11 protein-coding genes are annotated in these 12,882 nt (G+C 68.0%); all 11 read left to right on the forward strand.

Annotated elements, in window-relative coordinates; translation table 11 throughout:
* Nucleotides 1-1,543, forward strand: a 1,543-nt coding sequence (locus E3O39_RS15930; protein ID WP_134448753.1) for an HNH endonuclease signature motif containing protein, incomplete at its 5' end; no start/stop codon positions are given.
* 81 nt (nucleotides 1,544-1,624) lie between these two features.
* Nucleotides 1,625-2,167 carry a bifunctional pyr operon transcriptional regulator/uracil phosphoribosyltransferase PyrR gene (gene pyrR, locus E3O39_RS15935; protein WP_134448752.1) on the forward strand — a complete coding sequence of 181 codons (543 nt, stop codon included), beginning with the start codon at nucleotides 1,625-1,627 and terminating at the stop codon, nucleotides 2,165-2,167.
* Nucleotides 2,164-3,114, forward strand: a complete 951-nt coding sequence (locus E3O39_RS15940) for an aspartate carbamoyltransferase catalytic subunit (RefSeq protein WP_134448751.1) — start codon at nucleotides 2,164-2,166, stop codon at nucleotides 3,112-3,114. Before pyrR ends, E3O39_RS15940 begins: the two co-directional genes overlap by 4 nt.
* Nucleotides 3,115-4,455, forward strand: coding sequence for a dihydroorotase (locus tag E3O39_RS15945; protein ID WP_134448750.1), 1,341 nt, complete (start codon nucleotides 3,115-3,117; stop codon nucleotides 4,453-4,455). It begins immediately after the preceding gene.
* Nucleotides 4,448-4,996 carry a hypothetical protein gene (locus E3O39_RS15950; RefSeq protein ID WP_134448749.1) on the forward strand — a complete coding sequence of 183 codons (549 nt, stop codon included), beginning with the start codon at nucleotides 4,448-4,450 and terminating at the stop codon, nucleotides 4,994-4,996. The genes E3O39_RS15945 and E3O39_RS15950 overlap by 8 nt, the downstream gene beginning before the upstream one ends.
* Before the next feature lie 88 nt (nucleotides 4,997-5,084).
* On the forward strand, nucleotides 5,085-6,221 hold the full coding sequence (gene carA / locus E3O39_RS15955) for a glutamine-hydrolyzing carbamoyl-phosphate synthase small subunit (protein ID WP_134448760.1): 1,137 nt from the start codon (nucleotides 5,085-5,087) through the stop codon (nucleotides 6,219-6,221).
* Nucleotides 6,221-9,508 carry a carbamoyl-phosphate synthase large subunit gene (carB, locus tag E3O39_RS15960; protein WP_134448748.1) on the forward strand — a complete coding sequence of 1,096 codons (3,288 nt, stop codon included), beginning with the start codon at nucleotides 6,221-6,223 and terminating at the stop codon, nucleotides 9,506-9,508. Before carA ends, carB begins: the two co-directional genes overlap by 1 nt.
* Nucleotides 9,505-10,374, forward strand: a complete 870-nt coding sequence (gene pyrF / locus E3O39_RS15965; protein ID WP_322140826.1) for an orotidine-5'-phosphate decarboxylase — start codon at nucleotides 9,505-9,507, stop codon at nucleotides 10,372-10,374. Before carB ends, pyrF begins: the two co-directional genes overlap by 4 nt.
* The gene (gene gmk / locus E3O39_RS15970) at nucleotides 10,367-11,287 is read left to right on the forward strand and encodes a guanylate kinase (protein WP_134448747.1); all 921 of its coding nucleotides are present in this window, start codon (nucleotides 10,367-10,369) and stop codon (nucleotides 11,285-11,287) included. Before pyrF ends, gmk begins: the two co-directional genes overlap by 8 nt.
* Nucleotides 11,288-11,340: 53 nt before the next feature.
* Nucleotides 11,341-11,598, forward strand: a complete 258-nt coding sequence (gene rpoZ, locus E3O39_RS15975) for a DNA-directed RNA polymerase subunit omega (RefSeq protein ID WP_134448746.1) — start codon at nucleotides 11,341-11,343, stop codon at nucleotides 11,596-11,598.
* A gap of 37 nt (nucleotides 11,599-11,635) precedes the next feature.
* Nucleotides 11,636-12,850, forward strand: a complete 1,215-nt coding sequence (coaBC, locus tag E3O39_RS15980; protein ID WP_134448745.1) for a bifunctional phosphopantothenoylcysteine decarboxylase/phosphopantothenate--cysteine ligase CoaBC — start codon at nucleotides 11,636-11,638, stop codon at nucleotides 12,848-12,850.
* The last annotated feature ends 32 nt before the right edge of the window (nucleotides 12,851-12,882 follow it).

The raw sequence follows: 12,882 nt of genomic DNA on the forward strand, positions 1-12,882 counted from the left end.
CGAGGGCGCGGAGGGTCTGGCCGGGTCGGTGCCATCGGTTCATGCGGATGCTGTCGCCCGGCTCGCCGAGGCGCAGGCGGTTCTCGCAGACGCCCTGGCGGCGATCCCGGTGGGGCTGCTCAGCGACACAGAAGCTGTCACGGCGCTGAGCACCGTGGAGGCGATCGGGCGGACAGTGGATGCGGCCCGGGTGAGCACGGCGACGGATGTGGACCGGAGGGCCCGGGTGCTCGGCCGGGAGGGCCTGGCGTGGAAAATGGGCTGCACGGGCCCGTGGGATGTACTCACCCGGGTGACGCGGGTGTCGGCCCGGGAAGTGAAGCGGCGCACGAAGCTCGGCGACGCGGTGTTGCCGCGGCCGTGTGGCGGCAGTGCCTGGTTGCCGCCCTTGTTCCCGACGGTTGGGGCGGCGCTGACGGCGGGGGAGATCGGGGTGGAGACGGCGGAGTTGATCGTGGCGGGGTTGCAGGTGATCAGTCACCGGGTGGCCCCGGATGACTTACTCACGGCGGAGCGGGCCCTGGTCGCGTCTGCGGCCGGGCTGATCACCCCGGAGACGGAGAACCTGGCGGGGGCGGGTGTCCCGGTGACGACGGATCTGATCCGGGGCATGGTCGCGCAGTGGCAGGCGGCCCTGGACCCCGACGGGATACTGCCCCAGGAGGACCTTTTCGAGGCGAAATCCAACATCGGCTTCGGCCAGTTGAAGAACGGCTTGTACCCCGTCAAGGGCGGGGTGACGCCGGAACTGTTCGGCGTGATGAACACCCTCTTCGACGCCTTCCTCAGCTTCCACGCCCGCCCGGCGTTCCCCACCGCCGAGGAACAGGCCCTGATGGATTCGGGGCAGATGATCCCCGGCGCCGAGACCGCGGGTACCGACGCCGACACGGGCCCGGATCTGGACGTGATCGAGGCGGAGCTGCGGGAGCGGCGCGCGGACACCCGCACGGGCGGGGAGAAACGCGCGGACATCCTCCGGGCGTTGTTCGAACACGCGGCCCGCGACGAGGACACGCCCAGCATGGGCGGGTCAGCCCCGACGGTGATGGTGCACGTGAACGCTGCGGACCTCGCCTCCGGGGTCGGGGTGGGGTGGATCGACGGCGTCGAGGCCCCCGTGTCTTTGAAGACGGTGCACCAGCGCATCTGCGACGGCGGCTTCCAAGGGGTCCTGTTCGGGGCGAACAACGAAGTCATCAAACTTGGTCCGGAGCGGCGCTATTTCAACCGGGCGCAACGCCGGGCCATCACCGCCCGCGACGGCGGCTGCATCATCCCCGGCTGCAAAGCCCCGGCGCACTGGGCCGAAGTACACCACGTGAAGCCCTGGGCGAAAGACGGGCCCACCACCGTCGACAACGGTGTCCTACTGTGCTGGTTCCATCACCACACGATCGATACCTCCGGGTGGGAGATCCGGATGGTGAAAGGCTCACCGCAAGTGCGGGCCCCTGGGTTGATCGATCCGCAACGACTCTGGCGGCCGCCGAACAGGCACCGCGCCCACCAGGTCCTCACCGGACCACCCAACCGCGACTGACCGGGGCTGCTGCTAGGCTGAACAGCGGTAACAGCCATCCTTTAACAACCGTCCGGTGAGGCGGGGAAGGAGGCCTTCGTTTTGTCACGCATTGTGCTCAACCAGGCTGAAATAACCCGGGCTTTGACTCGGATCTCCCACGAGATCCTGGAGTCCAACCGGGGACCGGACAATCTCGTCATCCTCGGCATCCCGACCAGGGGCGTTGCACTCGCCCGGCGGATCGCCGACATCATCGAGCGGATCGAACCCGCCGCGGCACCCGTGAGTTCGGGTTCCCTCGACGTGACGATGTACCGCGACGACCTCGCCCACACCCGCACCCGCACACCGTCCCGCACCCTCGTACCCGCGAGCATCGACGGCGCGACTGTGGTGCTCGTCGACGACGTGCTGTACTCCGGCCGCACCATCCGCGCGGCCCTTGACGCTCTCGGCGACCACGGCCGTCCCGCGATCGTGCGCCTCGCAGTCCTCGTCGACCGCGGCCACCGGGCGCTGCCGATCCGCGCGGACTTCGTCGGGAAGAACCTCCCGAGCTCGACGGAGGAACGCATCAACGTGCACCTCCTCGAGGTCGACGGCGACGAATTCGTGAGCATCGACGGGGGGAGCGCAGAATGAAGCACCTGCTCTCCACCAAGGACCTTAGTCGCGACGACGCCATCACGCTCCTCGACATCGCAGAAGACATGGCGGATGTCTCCACGCGCGAGGTGCGTAAGCTCCCGACACTCCGCGGCAAGACCGTGGTGAACCTCTTCTTCGAAGACAGCACCCGCACCCGGATCTCCTTCGAAGCCGCCGCGAAGCGCCTGAGCGCTGACGTGATCAACTTCAGCGCCAAGGGCTCGAGCGTCTCGAAGGGCGAAAGCCTCAAAGACACCGCCCAGACGCTCGCCGCGATCGGCGCAGACGGCGTCGTGATCCGGCATCCGGCATCCGGTGCCCCCCAGGTACTCGCGACGAGCGGCTGGATCGACGCCGGCATCATCAACGCCGGGGACGGCACCCACGAACACCCGACCCAGGCGCTCCTCGACGCGTTCACCATCCGCCGTCGCCTGCACAAAACAGCGTCGCGCGGCAAAGGCCTCGACGGCGTCACGGTGACCATCGTCGGCGACGTGCTGCACTCGCGGGTCGCGCGCTCCAACCTGTGGCTGCTGACGACGCTCGGAGCCGACGTCACGATGGTCGCGCCACCCACCCTGTTCCCGATGGACATGACCGGCTGGCCGGCGGCGGTGAGCTTCGATCTCGACGACGCGATCGACGCAGGGCCGGACGTGATCATGATGCTCAGGATCCAGCAGGAACGCATGAATGCGGCCTTCTTCCCCAACAGCCGCGAGTACTCGCGGCGCTGGGGACTCGACGATGAGCGCTTCGCCCGGCTCGCGCCGACTAGCATTGTCATGCACCCCGGCCCGATGAACCGCGGCCTGGAGATTTCCTCAGCCGCTGCAGATTCGGCCGCATCGACCGTGCTCGAGCAGGTCGCGAACGGTGTTTCGATACGTATGGCGGCACTGTACCTGCTCATGTCGGGCGACCGGGAGGAAAGCTAAATGAACAACACGGCCACCCGCTATCTGATCCGAAACGCGAGCCTCGCCGACGGCACCCGCACCGACCTGTTGCTCTTCGGCGGTCGCATCCAGGAAATCGGCACCGCGCTCTCACACGCCGGCGCGACGGTGATCGACGCCGACGGCCTCGTCGCCCTTCCCGGACTCGTCGACCTGCACACCCACTTGCGCGAACCCGGCTACGAGCAGAGCGAGACGATCCTCACCGGCAGCCAGGCCGCCGCGATCGGCGGCTTCACGAGCGTCTTCGCAATGGCCAACACCTCGCCGGTGCAGGACACCGCCGGCGTCGTCGAACAGGTACTCGCCCTCGGTGAACGGGCCGGGTACGTCACGGTCCAGCCGATCGGCGCCGTCACCCTCGGGCTCGCGGGGGAGCGGCTCGCCGAGCTCGGCGCCATGGCGACCAGCCGCGCCCGGGTCCGGGTCTTCTCCGACGACGGCTTCTGCGTCTCCGACCCGCTGCTGATGCGTCGCGCCCTCGAATACGTCAAGGCCTTCGACGGCGTCATCGCCCAGCACTCCCAGGAACCGCGCCTCACCGAGAAGGCCCAGATGAACGAGGGCGCACTCTCGAGCGAACTCGGCCTCGCCGGCTGGCCTGCCGTCGCCGAGGAATCCATCATCGCGCGCGACGTGCTGCTCGCCGAGCACGTCGGGAGCCGCCTGCACGTCTGCCACGTCTCGACAGCAGGCGCCGTCGACGTGATCCGCTGGGCCAAGGCGCGCGGCATCAACGTGACCGCGGAGGCCACCCCGCACCACCTGCTCCTCACCGAGGACCTGGTCCGCGGCTACGACGCCCGCTACAAGGTCAATCCGCCGCTGCGCCGCCGCGAAGACGTCGACGCCCTCCGCGCCGGCCTCGCCGACGGCACGATCGACATCGTCGCAACCGATCACGCCCCGCACCCCGTCGAGTCCAAGGACTGTGAATGGGATGCGGCCGCCAACGGGATGGTCGGACTCGAATCCGCGCTCTCGGTCGTGCAGGCATCCGTCGTCGACACCGGACTTCTCGACTGGCGGGACGTGTCCCGGGTGCTCTCGGCCACCCCGGCACGGATCGGGCGCCTCGCGAGCCAGGGCAGGCCGCTCGAGGTCGGCGCCCCCGCCAACGTCACCCTCTACGACCCGGCAGCGAGCCGGGAGTTCGGCAGGGACGACCTCGCCGGCAAGAGCACCAACTCGCCATACCTCGCGATGACCCTGCCCGGTCGGGTCGTCGCCGTCTTCCACCGCGGCACGGCGACCGTGCTCGACGGGGTCCTCAGGGCCCCCGCTGAACTCGGCGGACGAGAGGAACCCCAGCATGGATAGCACCATCCCCGCCATCCTGATCGGTCTGGTCCTCGTCGCCGTGCTCGCGCTCATGCTCCGCAGCTGGCGTGCACGTACCCGCCGCGATGCCGCGCTGGCCGCGGGCTACCCGCTCCCAGGACCGGAATCGGCCGATGCCGTGCTCGCAACGGCCGAAGCGTTCTACGTCGCGACCACACGGGAAGGCCGACAGCTCGAACGCCTGAACATCCGCGGCCTCGGCTTTCGGGCCCGCGCCCTGGTCACCGTGACCGGGACCGGCGTTCTGCTCGATCTCGTCGGCGAGAACCCGGTCTTCATCCCGATGGCGGCCGTCACCGGACTCGAGGACGCCACCTGGACCATCGACCGCGCCGTCGAGACCGGCGGTCTGCTCCTGCTCCGCTGGCGCCTCCAGCCGCAAGCGGATGCCGCAGGCCAGGTCGTCGACAGCTACTTCCGCATCCTTGACCCCACCGACCGCGCCCGCGTGAGCGCGTCGATCCGAACCGAAGCGGCGGGTGCCCTGCACCCGGACGCGCACGACGAAAGCGAGGCGTAGCGTGAGCGACACCGAGGCCCAGGCGGCACCCGACGAGACGACACCGACGACACCGGAGACACCCACCACGCCGACCACGGCTCCCGCCGTGCTCGTCCTGGAGGACGGCAGGCGCTTCGTCGGCCACGCATACGGCAGCCGAGGACAGACCCTCGGCGAGATCGTCTTTGCGACCGGAATGACCGGCTACCAGGAGACCCTGACCGACCCGTCGTACGCCGGCCAGATCGTCCTGATGACCGCCCCGCACATCGGCAACACCGGGGCCAACGACGAGGACATGGAATCCTCCCGGATCTGGGTCGCCGGGTTCATCGTGCGCGAACCGGCCAGGATCGCCTCGAACTTCCGCTCGACGCGCACCCTCGACGAGGACCTCACGAACAACGAGGTCGTCGGGATCAGCGGCATCGACACCCGGGCGATCACCCGGCACATCCGCTCGGCCGGCGCCATGAAGAGCGGCATCTTCTCCGGGCCCGCCTTCGACCTGTCGGCAGGCGAGCAGCTCGAACTCGTCCGCGGCGGCGCCCCCATGCGCGGCCGCAACCTGTCAGACCAGGTGTCGACGGTCGAACCGTTCCAGATTCCGGCGAAGGGCGAACGGATCGGCTCCGTCGCGGTGCTCGACCTCGGCGTCAAGACGTCGACGCTGAACTACCTCGCCGAACGCGGCTTCGAAGTGCTCGTGCTGCCCCAGTCGGTCACGGCGGAGCACGTGCTCTCGCTCAATCCGACCGCGCTTTTCTTCTCCAACGGACCCGGTGATCCTGCGGCGTCCGATGCTCACGTCACCCTGCTGCAGGAGGTCCTCCGCGCCGGCGTGCCGTACTTCGGCATCTGCTTCGGCAACCAGCTCCTCGGCAGGGCGCTCGGCTTCCGCACCTACAAGCTCCCCTTCGGCCACCGCGGCATCAACCAGCCCGTGCTCGACAAGACCACCGGCCGCGTCGAGATCACGTCGCAGAACCACGGCTTCGCCGTGGACATGCCGATCGAAGGCGTCAGCGACTCCCGCACCGGCTTCGGCCGCGTCGAGGTCAGCCACTACAGCCTGAACGACCAGGTCGTCGAGGGCATCCGCTGCCTCGACATCCCCGCGTTCTCCGTGCAGTACCACCCCGAGTCTGCGGCAGGCCCGCACGACGCCAACTACCTCTTTGATCGGTTCAGGGACATGGTGACCGCCCACACGGCGGCCACCGGAGCAGGAGACGCCAAGTAATGCCCAAGCGCGACGATATCAACAGCGTCCTGGTCATCGGAAGCGGGCCGATCGTCATCGGCCAGGCCTGCGAATTCGACTACTCAGGAACCCAGGCCTGCCGCGTGCTGCGCGCAGAGGGCGTCAGGGTCATCCTGGTCAATTCGAACCCGGCCACGATCATGACGGACCCCGACTTCGCGGATGCGACCTACATCGAGCCGATCACTCCGGAGATCCTCGAGACGATCATCGCGAAGGAACGCCCCGACGCCATCCTGCCGACCCTCGGCGGCCAGACCGCGCTCAACGCGGCCATCCAGTTGCACGAGCGCGGCATCCTCGAGAAGTACGACGTCGAACTGATCGGAGCGTCCTTCGAGGCCATCCAGAAGGGCGAAGACCGCCAGATCTTCAAGCAGCTCGTGCTCGACGCCGGCGCAGACGTCGCCCGCTCGCACATCGCGCACACCGTCGATGAGGCCATCGGCTTCGCCGAAGACCTCGGCTATCCGCTCGTGGTGCGCCCCTCCTTCACGATGGGCGGCCTCGGCTCCGGATTCGCGTACACCGAAGAGGAACTGCGCCGCATCGTCGGCGACGGCCTGCACCAGAGCCCGACCACCGAGGTCCTCCTCGAGGAATCCATCCTCGGCTGGAAGGAATACGAACTCGAGATGATGCGCGACACGGCCGACAACACGGTCGTCGTCTGTTCGATCGAGAACGTCGACCCGGTCGGCGTGCACACCGGTGACTCGATCACCGTCGCCCCCGCGCTCACCCTCACGGACCGCGAGTACCAGAAGCTCCGCGACATCGGCATCGACATCATCCGCGCCGTCGGCGTCGACACCGGCGGCTGCAACATCCAGTTCGCGATCGACCCGGCCGACGGGCGCATCATCGTGATCGAGATGAACCCGCGCGTGTCGCGTTCGTCCGCCCTCGCGAGCAAGGCCACCGGCTTCCCGATCGCGAAGATCGCGGCGAAGCTCGCCCTCGGTTACCGCCTGGACGAGATCCCGAACGACATCACCCAGGTCACCCCGGCGAGCTTCGAACCGACCCTCGACTACGTCGTGGTCAAGGTCCCGCGCTTCGCGTTCGAGAAGTTCCCCGCCGCAGACCCGCGCCTCACCACGACCATGAAGTCCGTCGGCGAGGCCATGGCGATCGGCCGCACCTACGCATCCGCCCTGCAGAAGGCCTTGCGTTCGCTCGAGAAGCGCGGATCGTCCTTCCACTGGGGTGAGGAGACCCGCACGCTCGAGGAACTCCTCGAGGTTGCCTCGATCCCGACGGACGGCCGCATCGTCACCGTTCAGCAGGCCCTCCGCAAGGGCGCCACGATCGACCAGGTCTTCGAAGCCACCAAGATCGACCCGTGGTTCATCGACCAGATCGTCCTGATCAACGAGATCGCCGCAGACGTCGCCGCCGCCGAACGGCTCGACATGGACATCCTCCGTACCGCGAAGGACCACGGTTTCTCCGACGCCCAGATCGGCGAGCTCCGCGGCTTCGGCGAAGCAGATGTCCGCAAGGTCCGACACATCCTCGGCGTGCGCCCGGTCTACAAGACCGTCGACACCTGCGCGGGGGAGTTCCCGGCCCTGACCCCGTACCACTACTCGAGCTACGACGAGGAGACGGAGGTCGTCCCCAGCGACCGCCGCAAGGTCGTCATCCTCGGTTCAGGCCCGAACCGCATCGGCCAGGGCGTCGAGTTCGACTACTCGTGCGTGCACGCTTCGTTCGCCCTCTCCGAGGCCGGCTACGAGACCATCATGATCAACTGCAACCCCGAGACCGTCTCGACGGACTACGACACGAGCGACCGGCTCTACTTCGAGCCGCTCACCCTCGAGGACGTGCTCGAGGTCATCCACGCGGAGAGCCAGAGCGGCGAACTCGTCGGCGTCGTCGTGCAACTCGGCGGCCAGACGGCCCTCGGGCTCGCGAAGGGGCTCGAGGCGGAGGGAATCCCGATCCTCGGCACCTCGCCCACCGCGATCGACCTCGCGGAGGAGCGCGGCCTGTTCTCGAAGATCCTCGACGAGGCCGGCCTTCTCGCCCCCCGCAACGGCGTCGCCACCGACTTCACCGGTGCCGTCGTCGTCGCTGAGGAGATCGGCTACCCCGTCCTCGTCCGCCCGAGCTACGTGCTCGGCGGCCGCGGCATGGAGATCATCTACGATTCCCTGTCCCTCGCCGACTACTTCGAGCGGATGCAGGGCCAGGGCATCATCGGCCCGTCGCACCCCGTGCTCGTCGACCGGTTCCTGGACGACGCCATCGAGATCGACGTCGACGCGATCTACGACGGCACCGAGCTGTACATCGGCGGCGTCATGGAGCACATCGAGGAAGCCGGCATCCACTCCGGTGACTCGAGCTGCACCCTGCCACCCGTGACCCTCGGCCGTGCCGAGATCAACCGGGTCCGCGAGGCCACCCTCGGGATCGCGCAGGGCATCGGCGTGCGCGGCCTGCTCAACGTGCAGTTCGCCATCGGGGCCGGCGTGCTCTACGTGCTCGAGGCCAACCCGCGGGCCTCCCGCACGGTGCCCTTCGTCGCGAAGGCTCTCGGGATCACCCTCGCCAAGGCCGCCGCGCTCATCATGGTCGGAACCAGCATCGCCGAACTCAAGGCGAGTGGAAAGCTGCCGCTCATCGACGGCTCCCGCGTCCCGATGGAATCGCCGGTCGCCGTGAAGGAGGCCGTGCTTCCCTTCAACCGGTTCCGCACCCCGGAAGGCCACGTCGTCGATTCCGTGCTCGGCCCGGAGATGCGCTCGACCGGAGAGGTGATGGGCATCGACCGTGACTTCCCCCGCGCCTTCGCCAAGAGCCAGCTCGCCGCGTACGGTGGAATCCCGCTCAGCGGAACCGTGTTCGTCTCGGTCTCCGACCGCGACAAGCGTGCGATCATCCTGCCGATGCTGCGCCTGCAGCAGCTCGGCTACGAGATCGCCGCCACGGAGGGCACCGCGGAGGTGTTGCAGCGCAACGGAATCCGCGCGAGGGTCGTCACGAAGTTCAGCGAGAAGCACGATGAGGAAGACACGTCGATCGTCGAGCTGATCCGCCGCGAAGAGGTTCAGATCGTCATCAACACCCCCGGCGGTCGCACCGCCCGTGCCGACGGCTACGAGATCCGGGCGGCGGCCGTCGCCGCGGACCTGCCGCTGTTCACGACGATCGCGGAGCTCAGCGCTGCCGTCGCCTCCATCGACGCGATTCGAGGCGGGTTCGAGGTGACATCGCTCCAGGAATATGCACTCACGCGGGAAGCCGCCCTGTGATCGACTCCACGTTCGGCGACCGCGTCGAGGCCGCGTTCGGCCGGTGGGGCCAGCTCTGCGTGGGTATCGACCCCCACGCCTGGCTGTTATCGGACTGGAACCTGCCGGACACCGCTGACGGCGCCGAGACCTTCGGGCGTCTCGTCGTCGCCGCGTGCGCAGGCAGGGTCGGCCTCATCAAGCCCCAGCTCGCCTTCTACGAGCGTTTCGGGTCGCGGGGGTACCTCGCCTTCGAACGCGTGCTCGCGGATGCCCACGCAGCAGGACTGCTCGTGATCGCGGACGTGAAGCGCGGCGATCTCGGAACAAGCGTCGCTGCGTACGGTGAGGCCTGGCTCACCCCCGGTTCCCCGCTCGAAGTGGATGCGATCACCGTCAACGCGTACATGGGCGTCGGTTCGCTCGAGCCCGTCTTCGAACGGGCCGCCGCTGCGGGCAAGGGGCTCTTCGTGCTCTCGGCAACCTCGAATCCGGAGGCGAGCGCCATCCAGCGCGCCCGCGTCCCCGACGGCCCGCACGCCGGTGCCACAGTGGCCCGTGCCGTCTTCGACGACGTCGCCGAACGCAACGCGAGGGCGGGGGGAACGGGTCGGCTCGGCTCGATCGGCGTCGTGCTCGGTGCGACACTCGACCTCGCCGATTTCGGCCTCGACCTCTCGGTTGCACCCGTCGGAGGAGCCACCCCGATCCTCGCTCCCGGATTTGGTCACCAGGGTGCGCATGTCGCTGATCTGGGAAACCTCTTTGGGGGGTACGCTCATTCCGTAATAGTGAGTGAATCTCGTAGCGTGTTGTCAGCAGGCCCGGAACGAATCGGACAGGCGATCGCACGCCGAGTACTTGAAGCAGGAGCGGCCCGTGGCTGAGAATCGCCCTACCCCACCAGACGTCGATCGGGTTGCCGCATCGCGCGCAGCCGTGGCAGCGCGCCGAGCGCGCGCAGCGGTCAAGGCCGAGATCGCAGCAGGGAAGCGCACGCCGCTTGCCGTGCTCTCTGCCGCCATCGAGCATCCGGACGGCGTCGAAGGACGCCTGCGCGCGACGGAGTTCCTCGTCAGCATCCCGGCCATCGGTGTCACGAAGATGCGCCGGATCATGACCCAGCTCGAGATCTCGCCGTCCAAACGGCTCGGCGGCCTCGGCAAGCACCAGCGCGACCGCCTGCGCGAATTCCTCGCGAACCGGACCGTGTCCCGTCGTGGATCCACCGACGCACACCTCGTCGTGCTCGCCGGGCCGACGGCGGTCGGTAAGGGTGCCGTCGCCGGCTATATCCGCGAGAACTACCCCGATGTGCATCTTTCCGTGTCGGCGACGACCCGTGCCCCGCGGCCGGGCGAAGTCGAAGGAAAGAGCTACTTCTTCGTCTCCGACGCCGAATTCGACCGTATGGTCGCGTCGGGGGAGCTGCTCGAGTGGGCCGTCGTCCACAATGCCTTCCGCTACGGGACCCCTCGCGAGCCCGTGGAACAGGCACTCGCGAGCGGACACAGCGTCCTCCTCGAAATCGACCTTCAGGGCGCACGCTCCGTGCGCGCGGCCATGTCCGAAGCGCGAATGGTCTTCCTGCTTCCGCCGAGCTGGGATGAACTGGTCCGCCGCCTCATCGGCCGCGGCACCGAAAGCCCCGCGGAACAGGCACGCCGCCTGGAGACCGCGAAGCTCGAGCTGGCGGCCCAGGACGAGTTCGATTTCCGTGTGGTCAACCAGGAGGTCAATGTGGCGGCCCGGGAAGTCGTAGACTTGATGAATCTGCGTAAAGCACCCTCGCTGCTTTAACGCACTCCGACTTATCCGTCTACTCGCCGCAAACGCTCTGAAGGAGTGCCACCTTGGCCAACAAGCCCACCGGTATCATTGACCCGCCCATCGACGACCTGCTCACCAAGGTCGACTCCAAGTACGCGCTCGTGATCTTCGCGTCCAAGCGCGCTCGTCAGATCAACGACTACTACGCTGACCTGCACGAAGGCAGCCTCTTCGACAACGTCGGACCGCTCGTCGACTCGACCGTTGACGACAAGCCGCTCTCCGTCGCCCTCCGCGAAATCAACGAAGACAAGCTCGTTTCCCGACCGATCGTCGAGTAACACGAAGCAGACCAGAAGCACACCAGAAGCGCGCAGGATGTCGCAAGGACGCACGATCGTCGTCGGAATCACCGGCGGCATCGCCGCGTACAAAGCGGTCAACATCGTGCGCGCTTTTGTGCTGCTCGGGGACTCCGTCCACGTGGTGGCGACCCCAGCGGCCCTGCGCTTCGTCGGCAGGCCGACACTCGAGGCGATCTCCCGGAACCCGGTGCACACCGACCTCTACGAGGGCGTCGCCGAAGTACGCCACGTCGCGATCGGGCAGTCGGCGGACCTGATCGTGGTGGCCCCTGCGACGGCGAACACGATCGCCAAGCTCGCGGCCGGCCTCGCCGACGACCTGCTCGGCAATACGATCCTCGCGAGCACCGCGCCACTCGTGATCGCCCCGGCGATGCACACCGAGATGTGGAACAACCCGGCGACCGTGCACAACGTGCAGACCCTCCGGAACCGCGGCGTCATCGTCGTCGGCCCCGGCGTGGGACGCCTGACCGGATCGGATTCCGGTGCCGGCCGGATGGAAGAACCCGACGTCATCGTCGCTGCGGCCCTCGCCGCCCTGCACCCGGGAACCCCGGCCAGAGACCTCTCCGGCAGGCGCATCGTCATCACAGCCGGCGGCACCAGGGAACCCCTCGACCCCGTCCGCTTCCTCGGCAATCGATCGAGTGGCAAGCAGGGCGTCCGCCTCGCCGAAGCCGCCACCGCGCGGGGAGCGTCGGTCGTGCTCATCGCGGCGAACCTCGAGATCCCGGTACCCGCGGGCATCGAGACCCGCCTCGTCGGCACCGCACTCGAACTCCAGTCCGCCGTGACCGACGCGGCTGCGGGCGCGGACGCCGTCATCATGGCCGCAGCGGTCGCGGACTACCGCCCGGCCACGGTCCGCGGCGACAAGATCAAGAAAGACGACGAGGGGGACACCCTCACCCTCGAACTCGTCAGGAACCCGGACATCCTCGCGGGCCTCGCCGCGGCGAAGACCACCGGTCAGCTCGTGATCGGATTCGCGGCAGAGACGGAGGCGGACCCCGACCGGCTCCTCTCCCTCGGCCGCGAGAAGCTCGCGCGCAAGGGCTCCGACTACCTTGTTCTCAACAGGGTCGGCTGGACCGAAGGGTTCGCCGCGGAACGTAACGAGGTTCGGATCCTCGATTCTGCCGGAGTTATAGTGGCGGAGGCCGCGGGGACAAAAATGTCGGTGGCCGGACGCATCCTTGACGTTGTGGTCGCCGGACTCGGCTGATCCCCTCCATCCATACTTTTCTACCAACGACA

Source organism: Cryobacterium sp. MDB2-A-1 (genome assembly GCF_004402675.1).
GTDB classification, from domain to species: domain Bacteria; phylum Actinomycetota; class Actinomycetes; order Actinomycetales; family Microbacteriaceae; genus Cryobacterium; species Cryobacterium glucosi.